Genomic DNA, 23,537 nt, shown 5'->3' with positions numbered 1-23,537 from the left:
CAAGGATGACCAAGGACGGTAACGATGACTCGCCACTTTTCCACGAGGTGCAGATCCGATGATGCCATGGCGAGGATTCCCGCTCCGCTGAGGCTGCGTGATGTCGTGACAGGGCAGGTGTCGGAGAGCAGGGGTACAGAGAGCGAGGCAGGAGGGTTCGGAAAGCCCAAGCTAGGAAAGGTAAGCATCGTCAACGTGAGAGCAGGCAACGACGAGACCGGTGGCGCGGCTGACAGGCGAGACTCGCGAGACGAGGTGCTACTTCACCGCTGGCAGGATGCCACCTGGATGCAGCAGCGCTTGCGCGATGAACCGCGGACCTCGCCGCTTTCGATCTATCGGTTGCAGCCCCGCGCCTGGCGCCGCGATGCCCAGGGCAAGCCACTGGATTGGCCAGTCTTGGCGGCCGCGTTGGTGCCCTATGTGGCCGATCTGGGGTTTACTCATATCGAACTCAGGGGGCTGGACGAGGCGGAGGCCAACATCGGGTTCGCGCGTTTCGTCGATGCCTGTCACGACGGCGGGATCGGGGTCATCGTGGAGTGGCTATTGGCTGTTCCTCCCGTGCTGATGGCGGAAGCGGAGGTTACCGCCCAGGCGCTGGAATGGCTGGAGCGCTTTCATCTCGATGGGCTGCGCCTGATGCCGCTTTCGCCACAGGAAGATGCCGACAGCGTCGCGCTGCTCGGCAAGGTCATGACCACGATTACCGCTCGAATCCCCGATGTGGTGCTGTTCTGCGAATACCGTTGGTCACCGCCAATAACCGATCCTTCTGCCTCGCGTCTGCTGCTCTGGAATACCCATTGGACGCGGGCACTCCTTGACTACCTGAGTCACCCACCGGAGGCGCGAGGGGCGCATCACGATACCCTGACCGGCGTCATGGCCGCCGCGTTCGATTCCCACTTCATCCTGCCGCTGGTCGACGAGGCATGGGCCGTCGATACGACCTGGTTCGGCTGCATGCCGGGCACGCCCGAACAGCGTCTGGCGTCACTGCGTGCCTGCCTGGGCTTCATGTGGGCCCATCCCGGCAAGAAATTGCTCAGCATGGGGGTCGAGTTTGCCAATGACCATGTGTGGCAGCAAGGCGGTGAGCTCGACTGGACGCTACTCGACCAGTCCGGTCATGCCGGGATCCTGCGTCTGGTCGCCGACCTCAATCGCATCTATGGCAATGAACCGTCGTTGCATTACCGCGACGGCGAGCCCGACAGCTTCGCCTGGGTGGTCGGTGACGACTCGACCAACAGCGTCGTTGCGTTCATGCGCTACGGTGCCGAGGGCACCGCGCCGCTGCTGGTCGTAACCAATTTTGGTCCTTCGCAGCTGCATCATTACCGCCTGGGGGTGCCTGCCCTGGGGACCTGGCGCGAGATTCTCAATACCGATAGCGTCTTCTATGCCGGTGAAAACGTCGGTAATGGCATCGGTGTTGGTGCCCAGCTCTCGCCCAGTCACGGCTATCCCGCCTCACTGGAGCTGACGCTGCCGGCCCTTACGACCCTGCTGTTACGTCAGGGAGACTGGCCCACATGAACCCGTCAATCCAAGCGCCTCGTATGGCGGTGCCGACCTATGGGGCACAGGTGATCGATGAGGCGACCACGCGCTTCGTCCTCTGGGCGCCTACGGCAGCGGGCGTCGCGGTCGAGATCGAGGGCCAACCGAGCATGATGATGCAGGCGGGCGATGAGGGACATTTCATGATCGAGGCGCCCGTCGGGCATGGCGCCCGCTATCGCTACCGCGTGTTCTCTGATGATGACGACAGCGGCACACTGGTCCCCGACCCGGCATCGCGTGCCCAGGCGGGGGACATCGACGCACCGAGCCTGGTGATCGACCCGAAGCGCTATGCCTGGCGGCACAGCGGCTGGCAGGGGCGGCCATGGCACGAAACCGTGCTCTATGAATTGCATGTGGGGGCGCTGGGCGGCTTCGACGGGGTGCGACGCTACCTGCCCTACCTGGCGTCGCTGGGTGTCACGGCAATCGAGTTGATGCCGGTTGCCGAGTTTCCCGGCGCACGCAACTGGGGCTACGACGGCGTGCTGCCTTATGCGGTCGAGGCCTCCTATGGCAGCCCCGACGACATGAAGGCGTTGATCGACGAGGCGCACGGCCTGGGTCTGATGGTGTTTCTCGACGTGGTCTACAACCATTTCGGGCCGGACGGCAACTATCTCGCCCACTATGCCGGGTCGTTCTTTCGCGACGACCTGATCACGCCGTGGGGGCCTTCCATTGATTTCCGCGTTCCGGCGGTGCGGCGCTTCTTCATCGACAATGCGCGGATGTGGCTCGAGGAATACCGGCTCGACGGGCTGCGTTTCGATGCCGTCCACGCGATCAGCGAAAAGGACTTCCTGGTCGAGATGGCCCACGAGATTCACGACGCGATCGGTGCGCCGCGCCGTGTGCATCTGGTGCTGGAAAACGAAGGCAACACCGCGAGCCTGCTCGGGCCGCGAGGGTTCAACGCCCAGTGGAACGACGACTGGCACAATGTCATGCATGTGCTGCTCACCGGCGAGCAGGAAGGCTATTACCGTGATTTCGTCGATAACGCCACGCAGAAGCTGGCGAGGTGCCTGGGGGAGGGCTTCATCTATCAGGGCCAGCGGTCACGCCACGGCCAGTCGCGTGGCGAGCCCAGCGCGCACCTGCCGCCCACCGCCTTCGTGGCGTTCCTGCAGAACCACGACCAGACCGGCAACCGCGCCCTCGGCGAGCGGCTGACCCTGTTGGCCGATCATGAGGCGCTTTGTGCCGCAACGGTCGTGCTGTTGTTGTCGCCGATGGTGCCTTTGCTGTTCATGGGCGAAGAGTGGGGCTCGACGCGCCCCTTCCTGTTCTTCACCGATCATCGTGACGCGCTGGCCGAGGCGGTGCGACAGGGCCGACGTGCCGAATTCGCCGATTTCAGCGCCTTTCGTGACGAAGCGGTGCGCGAGACGATTCCCGACCCCAACGCGCCGCAGACCTTCACGGACTCGATCCCCGACTTCGATGCCCGCGAGACGCCAGCCCATGCGGCCTGGCTGGCACATTATCGTGCGCTGCTGACCTTGCGCCGTCACGAGATCGTGCCTCGCCTGAAGGGCAAGGGTGCCAAGGCGCTGGGTGCTGAGGTGCTGGGCGAAAAGGCGGTCGTGGCGCGCTGGCGAATGAACGATGCCAGCCATCTGGTGATAGCGCTGAATCTGGGCGATACGCCGGTGGCGACATCGGGCTTCGGCGTCGGGCATTGCCTGTATGAGACTCGCCACAACGCCGCGGTGGAGGCCGAGAGCGGGCGGTTGCCCGCACGGACCGCCGTGGCCTGGCGTCGCGCCAACCCCGGCGATGAAGAGGTAAGCGTATGAAGGAAATGAAGGATCTGACCCTTCTCGCCGAAACCGTCGGCCTGATCTTGGAGTGGGAAGACAGCGACGGCGAGCCTTGCCGCCTGTCGACCGACATTCAACGTACGATGCTCGACCTGCTGGGCTTTCCCGCCGACGACGAGCCGACGCTGCGCGCGAGCCTGGACCGGGCGCAACGCCTGCGTCACCCCCAGGAGCCCGCGCAGTGGCCGCCATTGATCACCGCCGAGTCCGATACTGTCGTGACCCTGCCGTCCTCGGTGGCGCCGGGCACGCCGTACCACTTGCAGTTGGAGGAGGGCGGCGCACATGAGGGTCAGGTCGATGCGCATGGCTGCCTGCCCGCGGTCGCCCAGACGGGCTATCACCGGCTCGCTGTCTGCGGTGTCGAGCTGACGCTGGCCGTCGCCCCCCGGCAATGCTTCTCGGTCGCCGATGCCGCTGAGAAACCCACGCCACGCGTCTGGGGGCTGGCGACCCAGCTCTATGCCCTGCGCCGCGAGGGCGATGGCGGCATTGGTGATCTGCAGGCCCTGCAGACCCTGGCGCGGCATGCGGCGAAAAAAGGGGCGCAGGCGATCGCCATCAGTCCCACGCATGCCATGTTCAGCGCCTGGCCGGACCGCTACAGCCCTTACGCACCGTCGAGTCGCCTGGTACGCAATGCCCTGTATGCCGCCCCGGAAATGCAATTCGGCGACGCGCCGGTCAAGGAGGCGATCCGGCGCTGCGGCCTGGAGGCCGCGCTGCAGCGGCTGGAAACCGAAGACCTGATCGACTGGCCCACGGCAGGACGGCACAAGCTGACCTGGCTGCGTGCGCTGTTCGATGACTTCATCGCTCGCGACGACGAGCCCGCGCAGCTGCTCAAACGCCAGTGGGCGCAGTTCCGCCAGCAGGGCGGCGCACATCTCGAGGACCATTGTCGTTTCGAGGCCCTGCAGGCCAGTCGGCCGCAAGAAAGCTGGCACGACTGGCCCGAGGCGCTGCGCCGTCCCGACAGCCCCGAGGTGGCACGCTTCGCCGCCGACAATGCCCACGAGGTGGATTTTCACGCCTTCCTGCAATGGCTGGTGGCCGAGGGCCTGTCGGGTGCTCAATCGACCGCCCGCGAGGCCGGCATGGCGATTGGCCTGATCGCCGACCTGGCGGTCGGCGCCGACGGCGCCGGCAGTCAGACGTGGAGCCGACAGGAGGAAATGCTCCAGGGAGTCTCGATCGGGGCGCCGCCCGACACCTTCAACGTGCATGGCCAGGACTGGGGGTTGGCGTCGTTCTCGCCGCATGGCCTGATCCACTCGGGCTTTCGCAGCTTCATCGACATGCTGCGTGTCGGGTTCTCTCACGCCGGCGGCCTGCGCATCGACCATGCGCTGGGACTGCTGCGCCTGTGGCTGGTGCCCCATGGCGCCCCCCCGACCCAGGGCGCCTACCTGCGCTTCCCGTTCAAGGACATGCTGCGGCTGGTCGCGCTGGAGTCCTGGCGCCATCGCGGCATCGTCATCGGCGAGGACCTGGGCACGGTAGCCTCGGGGTTTCGCGAGGCGCTGGCCTCGCGGCACATTCTCGGCATGCAGGTGCTGTGGTTCGAACAGGACGAGCAGGGCGACTTTCTGGATGCCTCGGCGTGGACCGACGACGCCATGGCGACCTCCTCGACCCACGACCTGCCGACCATCGCCGGCTGGTGGGCGGGGCGGGACATCGAATGGCGCAGCCGGCTGGGGCTGCTCGCGGTCGATCAGAATGCCGAAAGCGAGTCTCAGGCTCGCCGCGAAGCCCGTGCCAACCTATCGGCGGCTATCGGCCTGACGCATCCGCAACGCGGCCCGTCCACGCTGGAGGCGGCGGACTTTCCCATCTCGCGGGTACTCGATACCTGCGTGCGCCATCTGGGGCGAACCCCGGCACCGTTGATGCTGCTGCCGGTCGAGGATGCGCTGGGGCTCGAGGAGCAGGCCAACCTGCCGGCCACCCTGGATGAGCATCCCAACTGGCGGCGGCGGTGGACTGCCTCGACAGAGGAGCTGCTGGAATCGCCCGAAGTGGCTGAGCGCCTCGCGGCGCTGGCCATGGCTCGCGGCCTGGCTCGCCAGAATGTCGGCGAGAAGGTCGCCAAGAATACCCGCGAGACAAGGGGCGGCTCATGAATCCCATTCGCGCCACCCTGCGCCTGCAGTTTCATCGCGGCTTTACTCTCGACGATGCCGCCGAATGGGTCGATGACTACGCCGCCCTCGGCGTCAGCCACCTCTATGCCTCGCCACTGCAGACGTCGCGGGCCGGCTCGCCGCACGGCTACGATGGCATAGACCCGACCCGCCTCGACCCCGAACTGGGCGGCGAGGCCGCCCTCGAGCGGTTGGTCCAGCGCCTGCGCGCCAAGGGGATGGGGCTGATCCTGGATATCGTGCCCAACCATGTCGCCGTGGGGGGCTCCGAGAATCGCTGGTGGCAGGACGTGATGGCCTGGGGACAGCAGAGCCCGTTTGCCGCCTTCTTCGATATCGACTGGGCATCGCCCGACCCGCTGCTGTACGGCAAGCTGCTCGTGCCTTTTCTGGGCGAGCCCTACGCCGACGTCCTGCAATCCGGCCAGCTGATGCTGCGCTATGCGCCGTCGTCCGCCAGTTTTCATCTCGAGTATCACGAGCACCGCTTTCCGCTCGACCCGCGCCATTATGGCGAGCTGCTGCGTCATGTTGAGCACGGAGCGCTGCGTGACATGGCCCGGCGGTTCGACGAGCTCGCCACGCGAGAGGATGCCTATACCGCCGTCGAGCCGTTGCGCGAGGCGCTGCGCGAACTCGCCGCGGACCCGGCCGCGCGCGACTCGCTCGAGCATGCCATGCGCCGGTTCGATGGCCGCGACCCGCTGGGTGCACGGCGGCTGCATGACCTGCTGGAGAAGCAGTCCTACCGGCTGGCGTGGTGGCGCACGGGAAGCGACGAGATCAACTGGCGGCGGTTTTTCGACATCACCGAACTTGGTGGCCTGAGGGTCGAGCTTCCCGAGGTCTTCGAGGCCACCCATGCCCTGGTTTTCGGGCTGGTCGAGGCAGGCTGGATCGATGGGCTGCGTGTCGATCATGTCGATGGCCTGGCCGACCCCGCCGGGTACTGCCGGCGCCTGCGTGCGCGTCTCGACGCCCTCGAGGCCAGGCGTCCGCCCGAGGTGCCGCGCCGCGTCGCGCTGTATGTGGAAAAGATCCTCGCCGCCGACGAGCCATTGCACGATGACTGGGGCGTGGACGGCACCACCGGCTACGAATTCATGAACCAGGTGTCGGGACTGCAGCACGACCCCGAGGGCGCGGCACCGCTGCGGACGTTGTGGCGCGAGGAGACCGGCCGGGACGACGACTTCCTGGTCGAGGTGCGCCTGGCCCGCGGCGAGATACTCGAGACGGCGCTGGCCAGCGAATTTGCGGCTTGCGCCCAGGCGCTGCATGACGTGGCGCGCTATTCGCTTTCTAGCCGCGACATCACCCTGGGTGCCATCCAGCGAACCTTGCGGGCGCTCATCGTGCATTTCCCGGTCTATCGCACCTATGCCGACGACGGCGGGCGTCCCGCCCAGGATGAAGGTTTCTTCCAGCAGGCGCTCAACGGTGCGCGCGGCGAGGTACGGCCTCCCGAGGTCGCCGTGCTCGAACAACTGGAGCGCTGGCTGGGCGGCGAGGCGCCGGCTGACTGCGACGATGACCAGGAGCGCGAGCTGCGTCGTCGCGCCATTGTGCGTTTTCAGCAACTGACCTCCCCGGTGGCCGCCAAGGCGGTCGAGGACACCGCGGGCTATCGCAGCGCGGTGCTGATCTCGCGCAACGATGTCGGCTTCGACCCCGAGCATTTCAGCCACAGCCCCGCCGACTTTCACAAGGCCTGCCGGCAGCGGCGCGAACGCTTCCCCGCCACGTTATTGGCCACCGCAACGCATGACCACAAGCGCGGCGAAGACGTACGGGCGAGGCTTGCGGTCATCAGCGAGCAGGCGCAGGACATCGCCGAGCGCATGCGGCGCTGGCGAATCGAGGCCGCGGCCTGGCGCCAGTTGCTGCCATCGGGGCCGGCACCGTCGCCGGCCGATGAACTCATGCTCTATCAGCTGCTGCTGGGCGCCTGGCCACCCACGCTGTCCGCTGACGACGACGAGGGCATGGAAGGGTTCGAGCAGCGGCTTGGCCAATGGCAGGTCAAGGCCTTGCGCGAGGCCAAGCTGCGCAGCCACTGGCTGTGGCCCGATGAGGCCTATGAGTCGGCCTGCCAGGCGTATCTGCAAAGGCTGCTTGGCGACCCGACGTGGCGGGCCGAGCTTGCCGAGGCGGCCAGGCGTCTCGATGTGCCCGGGGCGATCAACGGCCTGGTGCAGGTGGTGCTGCGCATGACGGTGCCGGGCGTGCCGGATCTCTACCAGGGCTGCGACTACTGGGACTATAGCCTGGTGGATCCGGACAACCGCCGAGAGGTCGATTACGCGGTGCGCAGCGCCACCCTGCAGGCGGATGAGGCGCCGGTCGATGCCTTGGCGCATTGGCAGGACGGCCAGGTAAAGCAGGCCGTGCTGGTGCGCTTGATGGCGTTGCGCCAGGCGCAGCCGCGTCTCTTCGAGGCCGGCGACTATCAACCGCTGGTCATTGACGGCGCCCGAGCCACCCAGGTGGTCGCCTTCGTTCGTCGACATGGCGACCAGGCGGTGCTGGTCGTGGTGCCTCGCCTGGTCAGCCGGTGGCTTGCAGGCGCGCCGCATCCGGTGATTCCGCCGGCGTGCTGGGAGAATACGCGAATCCATCTGACGCCAGCCCTGCAGGGTCAGTGGCGGGAGGTGCTCACCGACGTTTCGCTGTCACTTGCCGAAGAGGCGTTGTCACCCGCCGAGCTGCTGGCGGACTTCCCCGTCGGGGTCTGGGTGCATGGCGCAGACCAGCGGCCGGAAGAGAAAGGCGAGGACGTGGTATCCGATCATCAAGGAGGGCATGAGCATGGCTGATGACGAACAGCGGGTACGCCAGCTTGCGTATCGCATCTGGGAATCCGAGGGGCGCCCCGACGATCAGGCCCAGCGCCATTGGGACATGGCCTGGAAGATCGTGGCCGCCGAGCGGGCCGCGGGGAATGAGGCCGAGCTCGACGCACTGGATGTCCCCCATGACGAGGCGCCCATCCTCGAGGAGGATCTGCCGCTGGAAGAGGATGAGGTCGGCATTCAGGAGAACCGTCTGCCGCTCGATGACCCCGATGGCGAGCCCGGTCTCGAGGAGAGGCCGTACCGCGACGATCTCGCGGCCGACGCGCCGGCAGATGAGGTCCCGGTTCATGATCGTGGATCGGACACCCCCTCATCGGTGCCGGACACGCCCCCAACGCCCAGTCCCACGGCCCCCAGGAAGGCGCGTGCCACCAAGGCATCTTCTCGGGCACCCGCCAAGGCCGCGCCAAAGACAGCGCCCAAAACGGGGGCAAAAACAGCCACCAGCAAGGCCGGAGCCTCGACGCGCAAGAGCCCAGCCGCGCAGAAGGCCAGCAAGTCGGAGACGATGAAGACCGAGGCCAGCAAGAAGCGCACGCGGTCCTCACCACGTGACAAGACGCCCAAGCCCGAGGACAAGCCCGGAGAAGAGTGACGTGGCGCCGGGACCTTGGTGACCCCGGCGGGTTCCGTCGGGGCCGGTATGGGGTAGGGCACATCAGGATCGATCAAGGACGAGATGAATGACCAAACAGGATGCGTTAGGTGACAGTGAGGCGAGCGTCACGACGGATGAATCGCCGGGAGTCCTCAATCGCTCACGGGTGCGAGAGGGCTGGCCGTTTCCATTGGGAGCCACCTGGGATGGGCTGGGTGTTAATTTTGCTCTCTTCTCGGCCCATGCGACGCGGGTCGAGCTGTGCCTGTTCGATGACGAGGGGCAGCAGGAACTGGAACGCATCGAACTTCCCGAGTATACCGACGAGATCTGGCATGGCTACCTGCCGGATGCGCGACCCGGCCAGCTCTATGGGTACCGGGTCTACGGCCCCTATGCCCCGACAGATGGCCACCGTTTCAATCCCAACAAGCTGCTGCTCGATCCTTATGCCAAGCAGATCGTCGGTGAACTGCAGTGGGATGAGGCGCTGTTTGGCTACACCATCGGCGACCCCGAGGGCGACCTGAGCTTCGATGAACGCGACAGCGCCCCCTTCATGCCGCGCTGCCGGGTGGTCGATCCGGCCTTCACCTGGGGGCGGTCGCGGGATGTTCAACTGCCATGGGATCGCACTATCATCTACGAGACTCATGTGCGGGGTTACACCATGCGCCATCCCTCGGTGCCCGCGGCGCTGCGAGGGACATTTTCCGGCCTGATGGTCAACGAGGTGGTGGACTATATCTGCTCGCTGGGGGTGTCGTCAGTTGAGCTGTTGCCGATTCATGCCTTCGTCGACGATCAACACCTGCTGGAGCAGGGGCTGCGCAACTACTGGGGCTATAACACCCTGGGGTTCTTCGCGCCGCATTCGCGTTATCTTTCCGGCGCGAGCATCAACGAAGTCAAGCAAATGGTGGCGCGCTACCACGCGGCCAATCTCGAGGTCATCCTGGATGTGGTTTACAACCACACCGCGGAGGGCAATGAGCTGGGGCCCACCCTGTCGCTCAAGGGGATCGACAATGCCTCCTACTACCGCTTGATGCCCCACGAGAACCGCTACTACATCGACGATACCGGCACCGGGAATACGCTCAACATGAGCCACCCGCGAGTCTTGCAGATGGTTACCGACTCGCTGCGCTACTGGGCCACCGAGATGCGTGTCGACGGTTTTCGTTTCGACCTGGCGACCATCCTGGGCCGCGAGCCGCACGGTTTTGACGAGGGTGGCGGCTTTCTCGATTCCTGCCGCCAGGACCCCGTTCTGAGCCAGGTCAAATTGATCGCCGAGCCCTGGGACTGCGGGCCCGGCGGCTATCAGGTCGGCGGATTCCCACCGGGCTGGGCGGAATGGAACGACCGTTACCGCGATACCGTTCGCTCGTTCTGGAAAGGCGATGAAGGACAACTGCCCGAGCTCGCCACGCGGCTGATGGCCTCGGCAGACTTCTTCGACCGGCGTGGACGGCGGCCTTTCGCGTCGGTCAATTTCGTGACCGCGCATGACGGCTATACGCTGCATGATCTGGTGGTCTACGAGGAGAAGCACAACGAGGCCAACGGAGAAGACAACAATGACGGCCACGACAATAACCTGTCGTGGAACCATGGCGTGGAAGGTCCCACCGATGACCCCGAGATCCAGGCGCTGCGACTGCGCCAGATCCGCAACTTTTTCGCCACCATCCTGTTCTCCCAGGGCACGCCGATGCTGCTCGCAGGCGATGAACTGTTGCGCACACAGCAGGGCAACAACAATGCCTATTGCCAGGACAACGAGATCAGCTGGGTCGACTGGAACCTCGGCGCCGATGCCCACGCGATGATCGATTATGTGCGCCAGGTGATTGCGCTGCGACTGAGCTACCCGATCCTGCGCCGCGGGCGTTTTCTGAGCGGGGAATACAACGAGCAGATGGGCTTGCGAGAAGTGACCTGGCTGGCGCCCGATGGCGAGGAAATGGACGTCGAGCGCTGGGAAGACCCCGAGGCGCGTACGCTCGGCCTGCTGCTCGACGGGCGGGCACAACCCTCCGGCATCCGCCGCGCCGGCGATGACGTCACGCTGCTGCTGCTGTTCAACGCCCATCACGAAGGCGTGACGTTCTCACTGCCGGCGGTCGCTCGCGGCAGCCATTGGCTGTGCCGTCTCGACACCAGCCATGCGCAGGACGAGGCGCCCGTCTATCGATCCTTTGGCGACGTGCATGACATGGAGGGGCGTTCGCTGACCCTGCTGGAGCTGGTACAGGACATCCCGGGGGCCGTCACCCCGACGCGTTGACCCAGGCTGGTCGTTCACCTGCCCGCCTTTCAGGAAGAAATGCGGGAGCAAGAGGAGCATGCCGATGAGTTACTCGCCGCAACCCGCGACCGATACCGATATCGACAGCGTCGTGACACAGGCGCCTGGCCCGGACGATGTGCTGGCCGCCGTCAAGGCGCCACGTATCGCCATCGAATCCGTGCAGCCTTCACTCGATCACGGGCGTTTCGCCACCAAGGCCATCGTCGACGAGCCGGTGATCGTCAGGGCAGTGATCTTTGCCGACGGGCATGACGTGCTGGCCGCCGCCGTCTGTTGGTTCGATGATCAAGGCAATATGCAGCGCGAGGCGATGCAGCTGATTCGCCCGCTGGGCCTGGATATCTGGGAGACGCGTTTCACCCCGCGCCGAGTCGGGCGTCATGCCTTCATCATCGAGGCCTGGTGGGATCTCTACGCCACCTACCGCTCCGAACTGACCAAGAAGCATCAGGCCGGCGTGTCGGTCACGCTCGAACTCGAGGAGGGCCGCCGGCTGGTGGAACGGGCCGCCGAAAACAGCGAAGGCGCGCTCGCCAAGGGGCTGGGGGCTGTCCTTGCGCGACTCAGCCAGGCTGAGCAGGAGGCCGAGCGTGTCGCCGTGCTGCTGTCGAGCGAGACGGCGCAGCTGATGCACGAGGCGGATACGCGCCCCCACCTGACCCGCAGCGATGCGCGCTATCCCGTGGAAGTGGAGCGGCTCGAGGCGCAGTTTGCCAGCTGGTACGAGCTCTTTCCCCGCTCGGAAACCAACGACCCCAACCGGCACGGCACCTTCAACGACGTACACAAGCGGCTGCCGATGATCCGCGACATGGGCTTCGACGTACTCTACTTTCCCCCCATCCATCCGGTCGGCAAGACGCACCGCAAGGGACCCAACAACGCCCTCGTCGCCGGCCCGGATGATCCCGGCAGCCCCTATGCGATCGGAAGCGAGGAGGGCGGACATGAAGCGATTCATCCCCAACTGGGCACGCGAGAGGATTTTCGCCGTCTGGTGCGCGCTGCTGCCGAGCACGGCCTGGAAATCGCCTTGGATTTCGCCATTCAGTGCTCACCGGACCACCCCTGGCTCAAGGAACACCCCGGCTGGTTCTCGTGGCGTCCCGACGGGTCTATCCGCTACGCGGAGAATCCGCCCAAGAAATATCAGGACATCGTCAACGTCGATTTCTATGCCGAGGACGCGATCCCTTCGCTGTGGATCGAGCTGCGCGATATAGTGCAGGGCTGGGTCGACGAGGGCGTCAAGACCTTTCGCGTCGACAACCCGCACACCAAACCACTGCCGTTCTGGGAGTGGCTGATCGCCGATATCCGCGGGCGTGACCCGTCGGTGCTGTTCCTCGCCGAAGCCTTCACCCGCCCGGCGATGATGTCACGTCTGGGCAAGCTGGGCTTCAACCAGGGTTATACCTACTTCACCTGGCGCCACACCAAGCAGGAATTGACGACCTATTTCACCCAGCTGAATGCCTCACCGCTACGCGAGGGCTTTCGCCCCAACTTCTTCGTCAATACGCCGGATATCAATCCCTACTTTCTGCAGTCGTGCGGCCGGCCGGGCTTTTTGCTGCGCGCGGCGCTGGCAACGATGGGCTCGGGGCTTTGGGGCATGTATTCCGGCTTCGAGCTCTGCGAGGGCGCGCCGGTGCCGGGCAAGGAGGAGTATCTCGATTCGGAAAAGTATGAGATCCGCCCGCGGGACTACACCGCTCCCGGCAATATCCGCTACGAGATTGCCCAGCTCAACCGCATCCGACGCGAGAACCCAGCCCTGCAGACGCATCTGGGCATTGCCTTCTACCCCATTCATAACGAGCGGTTGCTGCTGTTCGGCAAGCGTACCGAGGCGCGCGACAACTTCGTTCTGGTGGTCGTGTGTCTCGACCCGTTCGAGGCGCAGGCGGGGGATTTCGAATTGCCACTCTGGGAGCTTGAGTTGCCTGACGATGGGGTGCTGCACGTCGAGGATCTAATGACCGGACAGCGCTGGACATGGCAGGGCAAGTGGCAGTCGGTGCGGCTTGAGCCCTGGCATTTGCCGTTTGCCATCTGGCGTATCCATCCGGTGCGCTGAATATATTGCAGGGAGGGAAACCCAATGATGGAGGCCAGTAGCGAGACGCAAGCCATCGAGAGTCAGGATTTCCTCGATGATCCGCTATGGTACAAGGACGCGGTGATCTATCAGGTGCACGTCAAGTCATTCTTCGACGCCAACGATGACGGCATCGGCGATTTCAACGGCCTGATCGAGAAGCTGGACTATATCGTCAGTCTGGGTGTCAACACGCTGTGGATACTGCCGTTCTACCCATCTCCCCGGCGCGACGACGGCTACGACATCGGGGAATACTGCAATGTCAGCCCCGACTACGGCACGCTCGAGGATGTCCGGCGGTTTATCGCCGAGGCCCACCGCCGCGGCCTGCGCGTGCTGACGGAGCTGGTCATCAACCACACCTCCGATCAACACGAATGGTTCCAGCGGGCGCGCCGCGCACCGCCAGGCTCGGCCGAGCGCGACTTCTACGTGTGGTCGGACAACAATCAGAAGTATCCGGAAACGCGCATCATCTTCATTGATACCGAAACGTCCAACTGGACCTGGGACCCGGTGGCGGAGGCGTTCTTCTGGCACCGGTTCTATTCCCATCAGCCGGATCTCAACTTCGACAACCCGCAGGTGCTCGACGAGGTCATCCGGGTCATGGAGTACTGGCTGGACCTGGGGGTGGACGGTCTGCGCCTCGATGCGATCCCGTATCTGGTCGAGCGGGAGGGCACCAATAACGAGAACCTGCCCGAGACCCACGTGGTGCTCAAGAAGATTCGCGCGGTGATCGACGAGCGCTACCCCGACCGCATGCTGCTGGCCGAGGCCAACCAGTGGCCGGAGGATACCCGGCCCTACTTCGGGGACGGCGACGAGTGCCACATGGCGTTTCATTTCCCGCTGATGCCGCGCATGTACATGGCGCTGGCTCAGGAGGACCGCTTTCCGATCACCGATATTCTGCGCCAGACCCCGGAGATACCGTCCGTCTGTCAGTGGGCGATCTTCCTTCGCAACCACGACGAACTCACCCTCGAGATGGTGACCGACAAGGAGCGTGACTACCTCTGGAACCATTATGCCGCCGATCGTCGCGCGCGTATCAATCTGGGCATCCGGCGTCGCCTGGCGCCGCTGCTGGAGCGCGATCGTAGGCGGGTCGAATTGCTCAACAGCCTGCTGCTGTCGATGCCGGGCACGCCGGTGCTCTACTACGGCGACGAGATCGGCATGGGCGACAACATCTATCTCGGCGACCGTGACGGCGTGCGCACGCCGATGCAGTGGTCGGTCGATCGCAACGGCGGGTTTTCGCGGGCCGATCCGGCGAGCCTGGTGTTGCCACCGATCATGGACCCGCTCTACGGCTACCAGGCGATCAACGTCGAGTCGCAGGTACGCGACCCGCATTCGCTGCTCAACAGCATGCGCCGGCTGCTGGCGGTGCGCAGCCAGCATCGTGCCTTCAGCCGTGGCGCTATGCGTCTTCTTTACCCGGCCAATCGCCACATACTGGCCTACCTGCGGGAAATGACGCTTAACAACGACGAGACCGAGGTGCTGCTTTGCGTGGCCAATGTCGCCCGCACCGCCCAGGCGGTGGAACTCGAGCTGTCGGCGTTCGCGGGCAAGGTGCCGGTGGAGATGGTTGGCGGCAGCGCCTTTCCGCCTGTAGGGCAATTGCCTTACCAGCTGACGCTGCCTCCCTACGGCTTCTACTGGTTCATGCTGGCACCGGCTACCGCGATGCCGGAATGGCATGTGCCGGTGCCCGAGCCGATGCCCGACTACGTTACGCTGATCATCAAGCGTCGCTTGGAGGAGATCGGCGAGGCGCGACCGCGGCAATTGCTGGAAAGCGAGACGCTGCCCAGCTACCTCCCCAAGCGGCGCTGGTTCGCGGGCAAGCAGGCGCAGATTGCCCGTGTCAGTCTGTTGTATGTGACGCGTCTGGATGCTGCTAACCATGCGCTGCTGCTCAGCGAGCTGGAAGTGCAGCACACCCACGGGACCGAGCGCTATCAGTTGCCGCTGGCCTTCCTCGGTGAGGACGAGTCGCCCCGTGCCTTGCCGCTCCAGCTGGCCATGGCCCGCGTGCGCCGCGGGCGCGAGGTGGGGCTGCTCACCGATGCCTCGACCCTGGACACCTTTGCCATCGCGGTGCTCAAGGCGCTGCGCGAAAGGGCCACGCTGCAGTCGTCTTCCGGTGAGATACGCTTCGACCCCACCGCTGCCCTGGCCGAGATGGAGCTGCCCGAACAGCCCGAGGTGGTGCAGCAGTCGGCCGAGCAGTCCAACAGCTCGATCATCATCGACCAGCAACTGGTGCTCAAGCTGTTCCGCCGGCTCGAGCCGGGCCTGCATCCCGAGGCCGAGATCGGCCGCTACCTCAGCGAGCGGGGCTTTAGCCATGTCGCGCCATTGCACGGCGAGGTAACGCGCTTTGATGAACAGGGCATGCCGCAGACGCTGATGATCCTGCAGGGCTTCATCGACAACCAGGGGGATGCCTGGTCATGGACGCGCAATACCCTGGAGCGGGCGATTCGCGAGGCAGTCAGTGACAGCGAGCTTGAACCTGGCCGCGAAGACGGCGGCTATGGTGCGCTGGATGAGCTGGTCGCCTTCGCCACCACCCTTGGACGCCGGGTGGGCGAGTTGCATGGGGTGCTGGCCTCGCCAAGCGATGACCCGGCCTTCGCCCCAGGGCTGGCGGGTGGTGACCATGTGACGCTATGGACCCAGCGTGTACGCGAGCGCATCGAGGAGGCCCTGGTGCTGCTCGAACGGCACAAGGGCGCGGCCAGCGATGCCGAGCAGCAGCTCGCCGAGCGCGTTCTCGCCGCACGCGACACCCTCCTGGAGGCCGCCGGCTCCCTGGCACAACTCGCCGAGGGCAGTCTCTTGACGCGGATTCATGGCGACCTGCATCTCGGTCAGGTCCTCGTCGCGCATGATGACGCCTACATCATCGACTTCGAGGGTGAACCGGCCCGGCCCCTCGAGGAGCGTCGTGCCAAGGACAGCCCGTTGCGCGACGTCGCCGGCATGCTGCGCTCCTTCGATTATGCCTGTGCCAAGGTCGAGGAGGCCCGCCCCGGCAGGGAGACCGACGAGGCCAATCTCGCCACCGGACACAACGTCGCCGAACACTTTCTGACCCGGGGGCGCGAGGCGTTCCTTAATGCCTACTGGCTGGCCACCGACGACATGGCGCATCAGTGGAAGGCGGTGAGTGGACCGGCCGCAGCGGTGGATCTTTTCGTATTGGAGAAGACCGCCTACGAAATTGCCTACGAGGCCGCCAATCGACCTGCCTGGCTGGGGGTGCCGTTGCGTTACCTGGCGGCCATCGTCGATCAATTGAACGCGGGAGGATCGCATGACTGAACGGATCGCCAAACACGTGGTTGACCGCGCCTTGTGGGTCTCCGCTGACGATGCCGAAGCGCTGGCGAGAGGGACGCATGCCGACCCCTTCGCGCTGCTCGGCATTCATGACTTCGATGACGGCAGCCTGCTGCGTGTCTACCTGCCGGGCGCGTTGGGCGTCGATGTGGTGGAACGCGATAGCGGCACGTTGCGCTGTCATCTGTCGCCGATTCAGATCCCGGGCCTGTTTGCCGCACGGCTGCCGCATACCGCGCCTTATCGCCTGCACATCCGCTGGCCGAGCGGCGAGCAGGACACCGAGGACCCTTACAGCTTCGGGCTGCTGCTTGGGGAGATGGATCTCTACTTGATCGGGGAGGGTAACCACCGCCAGCTGGGGCACTGCCTGGGCGCCCAGGCGATGGAGATCGATGGGATCAGCGGGGTGCGCTTCGCGGTGTGGGCACCCAATGCCCGGCGCGTCTCGGTGGTGGGATACTTCAACGGCTGGGATGGGCGACGCCATCTCATGCGCCTGCGCCATCCGGCCGGCGTATGGGAGCTGTTCGTGCCGCGACTCGGCCCGGGGGAGGCCTACAAGTACGAGATTCTCGATGCCCACGGGGCGCTGGCGCTCAAGGCCGACCCGGTCGCCCTGGCCACCCAGATGCCGCCGCATACCGCCTCGGTGGTGGCCGACCCCACGCCGTTCAGCTGGCATGACGACGACTGGCTCGCCCGGCGTGGCGAGTTGCACGAGCCGACCCGGCCGATGACGGTGTACGAAGTGCATGCCGCCTCGTGGCGCAAGCACGGCGGGGATCACGGCGAGCTCTATCACTGGCACGACCTGATCGAGCACCTGATCCCCTATGTGGTCGAGATGGGTTTCACGCATGTCGAGCTGCTGCCGATCATGGAGCACCCCTTCGGTGGTTCCTGGGGCTACCAGCCACTGAGCCAGTTTGCGCCGAGCGGACGCTTCGGCAATCCCGAGGATTTTGCCGCCTTCGTCGATGCCTGCCACCTGGCAGGGCTCGGGGTGATCCTCGACTGGGTGCCGGCGCATTTTCCCACCGACGCGCATGGCCTGGCACGCTTCGATGGCACGGCGCTTTATGAATACGAGCACCCCTTCGAGGGCTTCCATCAGGACTGGGACACCTATATCTACAACCTGGGACGCCGCGAGGTGCATGGTTTCATGCTGGCCTCGGCGCTGCACTGGTTGCGTCATTTCCATGTCGATGCGTTGCGGGTCGATGCCGTGGCCTCGATGCTCTACCGCAACTACTCGCGCAACGAAGGTGAATGGATTCCCAACCAGTACGGCGGCCAGGAGAACCTCGAGGCGATCGACTTCCTGCGTCACTTGAATGACGTGGTCGCCGAGGAGGTGCCCGGGGCGGTAGTGATCGCCGAGGAGTCCACCGCCTGGCCCGGCGTCACCCAGCCCACCGCGGAGGGCGGGCTGGGCTTTGCCTACAAGTGGAACATGGGGTGGATGCACGACACCCTGCAGTACATCGCCACGGACCCGCTTTACCGCTCCTATGATCATCACAACATGACCTTTCCGCTCGTCTACGCCTTTTCCGAGCGCTTCGTGCTGCCGATTTCTCACGACGAAGTCGTGCACGGCAAGGGCTCATTAATCAACAAGATGCCCGGCGACGAGTGGCAGCGTTTCGCCAACCTGCGGGCGTATCTCTCGGTCATGTGGACCCAGCCCGGCAAGAAGCTGTTGTTCATGGGCTGCGAGTTCGGCCAGTGGCGCGAGTGGAGCCACGACCGCGAACTCGACTGGTCGCTGCTTGGCGAGCCTCGCCATGCCGGCCTTCACGATCTGGTGCGCGATCTCAACCGGTTGTATTGCGAGCTGCCGGCCCTGCACGAGCGTGATACCGACAGTAGCGGATTCACCTGGGTGGTAGGCGATGACAAGGCCAACAGTGTCTTTGCCTGGCTGCGCTGGAGCGCCGAGGGCGCGCCCTTGCTGGTCATGGCCAACATGACGCCGATCACTCGTTACGACTATGGCGTTGGCGTCCCCTTGCCGGGTACCTGGCAGGAGGTCTTCAACAGCGACGCCGAGCGTTATGGTGGGGCCAACATCGGCAATCCGGGTGAACTGACGACGCGCGACGCGCCGCTGCACGGCCAGTCCGCCAGCCTGTCGCTGACCCTGCCGGGGCTGGCGGCGGTCATACTGCAGCCGTGTTGAGCTCGCCTGACTGGGACAGGGCCTGAACCAGGCGCCTGGGACAAGCGCCTGGATCGAGGCCTTTCCTAAAGCCAGGTCATTCCCGGCTTGCCAGATTCCCCCGGGGCTGCTTAATTTTAATGGGCAAGGATGATGCAAGGGCCGCCTGACAATTCCAGGCGGGCCATCGACTCACATAGGAGGTGAACATGACCCCTGACAACGACGATACCCGGCCGGAACAGCCCGGAGACGATGCGCCACCCGGCACGCCGGGCACCGGTGAGGATATCTGCCGTAACTGCAAGGGCAGTGGCCGCGTGGAAGGCGAGGCATGCCCTGAGTGCGGCGGCACCGGTTACGTGATCGAAGGCATCGGGGGCGGCTGAGCGTCTACGCGTGATCGCCCCAGGCATGAGCGTCAGAGGTCCGGTCGATCGTCGGTCCTCTGGTGCTTGTGAGAAAGAAGCTACAGCGACCTGCTGTCACGCCGCTGAGCCCGGGCATCGCTTCCCTTGGGAGAGCGGGGCCTGTACCTTGGTCCATCCTCGGGCTGGCTGATCGACAGCGGCCTCGAGACCTTTCATCGAACGCGTAACGACAGGAATGAGTTCCCCCATGCTGACGAGACCGACCTTGTTTTCCGACCGTCACGTCTGGCGGTTGGCTTTCGCGCTGTTCGTGGTCACGCTGTTGACCGGCTGTGGCGTCAATAACATTCCCACCTATGACGAGCAGGTGAAGGCCGCGTGGTCGCAGGTGGAAAACCAGTACCAGCGGCGCGCCGATCTGGTCCCCAATCTGGTGGAAACGGTCAAGGGCTTCGCCCGGCAGGAACAGGAAACGCTGACCGAGGTCGTGGAAGCGCGAGCCAGGGCCACCTCCATCCAGATCGATGCCGAGTCGCTGGACGACCCGGAGAAGATGCAGCAGTTCGAGCAGGCCCAGCAGCAGCTGACGGGGGCGCTGAGCCGCCTGATGGCGGTGTCTGAGCGCTATCCCGACCTGAAGTCGAACCAGAATTTCCTGACCCTGCAGTCGCAGCTGGAAGGCACCGAGAACCGGATCGCCGTGGCGCGACGCGATTTCATTACCGCGGTCGAGCGCTACAACACCGAGATTCGCACCTTCCCCGGACGGTTGTGGCACAGCATTCTCTACAGCGACATGCCGGTGCGCGAGAACTTCGAGGCCACCACCGAGAACGCTGACCAGGCCCCGCAGGTGGAGTTCGAATGATCAGCCATTTACGCCTTTCGCTGCTGGCGCTGCTGCTGTTAGCCGCGTTCAACGTTCAGGCCCAGGCGCCCGAATTTCCCGAACTGACGGGGCGCGTGGTGGATCAGGCCGAGTTGCTCGAGGCATCCGTCGAGACGCGTCTGAGCGGGATGCTCGAGGCTCACGAAGAAGCCACCACCGAGCAGGTCGTCGTGGTGACGGTGCCGGACCTGCAGGGTAACGCCATCGAGGAGTACGGCTATCAGCTGGGCCGCCACTGGGGGATCGGCCAGGAAGGTGAAGATAACGGGGCACTGCTGATCGTCGCGCCGAACGAGCGCGAAGTGCGAATCGAGGTCGGCTACGGGCTCGAGGGTCGCCTGACCGATGCCCAGTCCTCGGCGATCATCAACCAGGTCATCACGCCGGCCTTCCGCGAAGGCAACTATGCCCAGGGGATCAGCCAGGGCGTGGAGGCGATGATCCAGGTACTGGGTGGCGACCCGCTGGCCGAGACCACGCCGACCACGACGGCTCAGCAGGACAAGCCGCAGGGGCCGGCATCGATCATCTTCTTCGTGCTGTTCATCATCGTCATGACCCTGGTGCGCGGCGGCAGGGGCGGTCGCGGTGGTCTGCTGGCCGGTGCGCTGCTGGGGGCCGGCCTCGGCCGCGGCGGTTCGGGCGGCGGCTTCGGCGGCGGCGGTGGTTTCGGCGGTGGCGGCGGCGGCTTCGGCGGCGGCGGCGCGTCGGGCGGCTGGTAACCCCTCGTCCTTCCCGGCGGTGAACGCACCGCGGGTACGACAATCAGGCTTCGGAGCACACGAACCCCATGGCATTATTGAGCGACAGCGAGCAACGGCAGGTATCGGAGGCGATCCATCGGGTCGAGCGGGAAACCGATGCCGAGCTGGTCACCGTGCTTGCCCCCCAGGCGGACAATTACGCCTACATTCCCCTGCTCTGGGCCGGCCTGCTGGCCCTGGTGGTGCCCGGTGCGGTGAATTATTTCCCCGGCTGGCTGAATGCCTACGAACTGACCCTGGCGCAGTGGGCCACCTTCATCGTACTGGGACTGGTGTTCCGCCTGCCGCGCATCACCACCCGGCTGATTCCACGCTCGGTGCGCCATTGGCGGGCCTCCAACCTCGCCCGGCGGCAGTTCCTGGAGCAGAACCTGCACCATACCGACGGCGGCACGGGGATGCTGATCTTCGTCTCCGAGGCCGAGCGCTACGTGGAGATTCTCGTCGACCGCGGCATCTCCCGCCGCCTGGCCGATGACACCTGGGAGTCGATCGTGGCGAACTTCACCCGCGAGGTGAAGGCGGGGCAGACGCTGCAAGGGTTTCTGCATTGCATCGAGTCCTGCGGCGAGCACCTCAAGCAGCATGTGCCGGCGACGCACGAGCGCAACGAGCTGCCCAATCACCTGGTCGTGTTGGACCAACCCTGAACCGTTGCGCTCGATACGCGGTTTCGACACGACTGCGGCACTAGGTAGAGCGCTGCTCGTATGCATCTAGAGGCTCCCGACCTTCACCAGCAGCGCCTTACGCGCGTGGTGCAGCTGATCAAGGCCGGCGGCGCCAGCCGCGTGCTCGACCTTGGCTGCGGCTCCGGCGGCCTGCTCCAGTATCTGCTGCGCGACCCCCACTTCGAGCGGGTGGTCGGGCTCGAACTCTCCGGGGAGCTGCTGGCCCAGGCCAAGCTGCGCCTGGAGGACCTGCCCGCCGTGACGGCGGGGCGCCTGGAGTTGATCTGCGGCTCCTATGCCGACCCCCACCCCTCGCTGGTCGGCTTCGAGGCGGCCGCCATGGTCGAGACCATCGAGCATGTGCCGCCCGAGGGGCTGTCGAAGGTCGAGCGCGCGATCTTCGCCGGTTTGCGCCCTGCGCTGCTGGTCATGACGACCCCCAATCGCGAGTACAACCCCCTCTACGACATGGGGCCCGGCGAGTTGCGCGACCCCGACCACAAGTTCGAATGGGACCGCGCGCGCTTTCGCGACTGGGCCCAGGGCGTGGCGCGCCGCAACGGCTACCGGGTGCGTTTATCAGGTGTCGGCGAGATGCACTCCCACCTCGGCCAGCCCACCCAGGTGGCGACGTTCGCGCTGGCGGAAGAGCCGAGTCCGGCAGGCGCCTAGTCCAGCCCGAGCAGGTCGGCTTCCCGGCGTCGCCGTCGTCGCAGATCCCAGAGCACGGCGGCGGTGAGCGCGATAAAGCCACCGAGTTCCCACCCTAGCCGATAATCGACGAAGAGCGCGTAGAGGATGGCGGCGCTGCCCAGTGCGGCCAGCAGCGTCGGGCCGACATGCCGATGGCGACGCACGCCGGCAGCTAGAATAGCCAAGGTCATAATCACCAAGGCGCCAATGGTCATGGCCCAAACGCCTTCGTTCAGCGCAAGCCCTAGGCCCAGCAGCGGCAGCAGGCCGACCAGCGCCAGGGTGCCATAGCAGCTCAGCAATGCCAGGACGAGCGTCACGAGACCCAGCAGCCCGCGGCGTCGCCACGTAAGCAGCCAGCGTCGCGGGTCGAGCCGGTGCAGCCACTGGCGTGCCGTTGAGGGCGCCTTGTCGCCGCGCCGCATGGCGACCTCGATGGCGTGGGCGCCGAAGCTGGCGGCGACCTCGCGGGTCTGGGCGCTGGGGCTCAGGGCGAAGTAATCGTGCTGACCCACCACTTCGATGTTGCGAAAACCTGCATCGGCGAACAGCGCCAGCAGGTTCTCCTTTATGGTGGCGCCCACCACACACTCGACCCAGAGGCGCGGGTCGTCGTGGCAGTCCACCGAGACCGGCCGGTGGATTACCACATCGGCGAGCTGCAGGCGGCCTCCCGGCGTCAGGACGCGAAACATCTCGTTCACCGCGCGTCGCTTGTCCGGCACTAGGTTGAGGGCGCCGTTGCTGGTGATGCTGTCGATACTCGCATCGGCCAGGGGCAGCCGCTCGGCCGAGGCCTGAATGACACTGAGATTGTCGGCGCCGACCTGGCGGGCGTTGCGGTATAACTTGCGCGTCATGGCATCGGTCAGGTCAAGCGCGATGACGCGTCCCTTCGCGCCGACGCGCTGGCTGGCAATCAGCGAGTCGACGCCCGCGCCGGCGCCGATATCGAGCACTCGGTCGCCGGCGCGAATGGCGTCGGCACGAAAGGGGTAGCCGACACCGGCGAAGGATGCCAGCAGCGCCGCCGGCAACTCAGCGATCCGCTCGTGGGGATAGCCGAGGCGTCGACAGACCTCAACGCCGACCGGGAAGTGAAAGCCGGCGTCGGGCGAGTCGGCCACCGCGCGGTACATGCCTTGAACGGCCTGGGTGATCTGCTTTGGTGAGTAACCGAGTATGGCGACCATGCACACCGCC

General features: G+C 65.4%; 15 protein-coding genes. 14 read left to right on the top strand and 1 reads right to left on the bottom strand.

Annotated elements, in window-relative coordinates; translation table 11 throughout:
* The first annotated feature begins 195 nt into the window (after positions 1-195).
* The 14 genes from BM341_RS04535 (at position 196) to BM341_RS04470 (ending at position 22,313) form a co-directional block, all read left to right on the top strand.
* Entirely contained in the window at positions 196-1,542 is a 1,347-nt protein-coding gene (locus BM341_RS04535) for an alpha amylase C-terminal domain-containing protein (RefSeq protein ID WP_175507796.1), read from the top strand.
* Positions 1,539-3,371 (top strand): malto-oligosyltrehalose trehalohydrolase, encoded by a 1,833-nt coding sequence (gene treZ, locus BM341_RS04530; protein ID WP_175507795.1) that lies wholly within the window; start codon positions 1,539-1,541, stop codon positions 3,369-3,371. Before BM341_RS04535 ends, treZ begins: the two co-directional genes overlap by 4 nt.
* Complete coding sequence (gene malQ / locus BM341_RS04525; protein WP_245784158.1) at positions 3,368-5,521, top strand: 4-alpha-glucanotransferase; 2,154 nt, start codon at positions 3,368-3,370, stop codon at positions 5,519-5,521. Before treZ ends, malQ begins: the two co-directional genes overlap by 4 nt.
* A complete protein-coding gene (treY, locus tag BM341_RS04520; RefSeq protein WP_089793324.1) occupies positions 5,518-8,358 on the top strand; it encodes a malto-oligosyltrehalose synthase in 2,841 nt (946 codons plus the stop codon). Before malQ ends, treY begins: the two co-directional genes overlap by 4 nt.
* Positions 8,351-8,992 carry a DUF2934 domain-containing protein gene (locus BM341_RS04515; protein WP_089793322.1) on the top strand — a complete coding sequence of 214 codons (642 nt, stop codon included), beginning with the start codon at positions 8,351-8,353 and terminating at the stop codon, positions 8,990-8,992. Before treY ends, BM341_RS04515 begins: the two co-directional genes overlap by 8 nt.
* An 88-nt stretch (positions 8,993-9,080) precedes the next feature.
* Complete coding sequence (gene glgX, locus BM341_RS04510; RefSeq protein WP_089793319.1) at positions 9,081-11,288, top strand: glycogen debranching protein GlgX; 2,208 nt, start codon at positions 9,081-9,083, stop codon at positions 11,286-11,288.
* Between the two features lie 64 nt (positions 11,289-11,352).
* The gene (locus BM341_RS04505) at positions 11,353-13,392 is read left to right on the top strand and encodes an alpha-1,4-glucan--maltose-1-phosphate maltosyltransferase (protein WP_089793317.1); all 2,040 of its coding nucleotides are present in this window, start codon (positions 11,353-11,355) and stop codon (positions 13,390-13,392) included.
* 24 nt (positions 13,393-13,416) lie between these two features.
* On the top strand, positions 13,417-16,761 hold the full coding sequence (treS, locus tag BM341_RS04500) for a maltose alpha-D-glucosyltransferase (RefSeq protein WP_089793315.1): 3,345 nt from the start codon (positions 13,417-13,419) through the stop codon (positions 16,759-16,761).
* Positions 16,754-18,967: a 1,4-alpha-glucan branching protein GlgB gene (gene glgB / locus BM341_RS04495; RefSeq protein WP_089793313.1), complete on the top strand. Its 2,214-nt coding sequence runs from the start codon at positions 16,754-16,756 to the stop codon at positions 18,965-18,967. Before treS ends, glgB begins: the two co-directional genes overlap by 8 nt.
* 188 nt (positions 18,968-19,155) lie before the next feature.
* Entirely contained in the window at positions 19,156-19,335 is a 180-nt protein-coding gene (locus BM341_RS04490) for a hypothetical protein (RefSeq protein WP_089793310.1), read from the top strand.
* A gap of 229 nt (positions 19,336-19,564) precedes the next feature.
* On the top strand, positions 19,565-20,185 hold the full coding sequence (locus tag BM341_RS04485) for a LemA family protein (protein ID WP_089793308.1): 621 nt from the start codon (positions 19,565-19,567) through the stop codon (positions 20,183-20,185).
* Positions 20,182-20,928, top strand: coding sequence for a TPM domain-containing protein (locus tag BM341_RS04480; protein ID WP_089793306.1), 747 nt, complete (start codon positions 20,182-20,184; stop codon positions 20,926-20,928). Before BM341_RS04485 ends, BM341_RS04480 begins: the two co-directional genes overlap by 4 nt.
* A gap of 68 nt (positions 20,929-20,996) precedes the next feature.
* A complete protein-coding gene (locus BM341_RS04475; protein ID WP_089793304.1) occupies positions 20,997-21,620 on the top strand; it encodes a TPM domain-containing protein in 624 nt (207 codons plus the stop codon).
* 60 nt (positions 21,621-21,680) lie between these two features.
* Positions 21,681-22,313, top strand: coding sequence for a methyltransferase domain-containing protein (locus tag BM341_RS04470; RefSeq protein ID WP_089793302.1), 633 nt, complete (start codon positions 21,681-21,683; stop codon positions 22,311-22,313).
* Here the strand turns inward: BM341_RS04470 and BM341_RS04465 are convergent.
* Positions 22,310-23,527: a MerC family mercury resistance protein gene (locus tag BM341_RS04465; protein ID WP_089793300.1), complete on the bottom strand. Its 1,218-nt coding sequence runs from the start codon at positions 23,525-23,527 to the stop codon at positions 22,310-22,312. The two genes, BM341_RS04470 and BM341_RS04465, sit on opposite strands and share 4 nt — an antisense overlap.
* Positions 23,528-23,537 lie beyond the last annotated feature (10 nt).

Source organism: Halomonas korlensis (assembly GCF_900116705.1).
Lineage (GTDB): Bacteria > Pseudomonadota > Gammaproteobacteria > Pseudomonadales > Halomonadaceae > Halomonas > Halomonas korlensis.
The sequence above is the reverse complement of the archived record's forward strand: the minus strand, read 5'-3'. Positions and strand labels throughout refer to the sequence as shown.

Excerpts from the sequence above, each read along its gene's own strand:
- BM341_RS04470 (WP_089793302.1), top strand. The coding sequence starts at position 21,681 with ATGCATCTAGAGGCTCCCGACCTTCACCAGCAGCGCCTTACGCGCGTG.
- BM341_RS04505 (WP_089793317.1), top strand. The coding sequence starts at position 11,353 with ATGAGTTACTCGCCGCAACCCGCGACCGATACCGATATCGACAGCGTC.
- treY (WP_089793324.1), top strand. The coding sequence starts at position 5,518 with ATGAATCCCATTCGCGCCACCCTGCGCCTGCAGTTTCATCGCGGCTTT.
- BM341_RS04515 (WP_089793322.1), top strand. The coding sequence starts at position 8,351 with ATGGCTGATGACGAACAGCGGGTACGCCAGCTTGCGTATCGCATCTGG.
- glgB (WP_089793313.1), top strand. The coding sequence starts at position 16,754 with ATGACTGAACGGATCGCCAAACACGTGGTTGACCGCGCCTTGTGGGTC.
- treZ (WP_175507795.1), top strand. The coding sequence starts at position 1,539 with ATGAACCCGTCAATCCAAGCGCCTCGTATGGCGGTGCCGACCTATGGG.
- BM341_RS04480 (WP_089793306.1), top strand. The coding sequence starts at position 20,182 with ATGATCAGCCATTTACGCCTTTCGCTGCTGGCGCTGCTGCTGTTAGCC.
- BM341_RS04465 (WP_089793300.1), bottom strand. The coding sequence starts at position 23,527 with ATGGTCGCCATACTCGGTTACTCACCAAAGCAGATCACCCAGGCCGTT.
- treS (WP_089793315.1), top strand. The coding sequence starts at position 13,417 with ATGATGGAGGCCAGTAGCGAGACGCAAGCCATCGAGAGTCAGGATTTC.
- BM341_RS04485 (WP_089793308.1), top strand. The coding sequence starts at position 19,565 with ATGCTGACGAGACCGACCTTGTTTTCCGACCGTCACGTCTGGCGGTTG.
- BM341_RS04475 (WP_089793304.1), top strand. The coding sequence starts at position 20,997 with ATGGCATTATTGAGCGACAGCGAGCAACGGCAGGTATCGGAGGCGATC.
- malQ (WP_245784158.1), top strand. The coding sequence starts at position 3,368 with ATGAAGGAAATGAAGGATCTGACCCTTCTCGCCGAAACCGTCGGCCTG.
- BM341_RS04490 (WP_089793310.1), top strand. The coding sequence starts at position 19,156 with ATGACCCCTGACAACGACGATACCCGGCCGGAACAGCCCGGAGACGAT.
- glgX (WP_089793319.1), top strand. The coding sequence starts at position 9,081 with ATGACCAAACAGGATGCGTTAGGTGACAGTGAGGCGAGCGTCACGACG.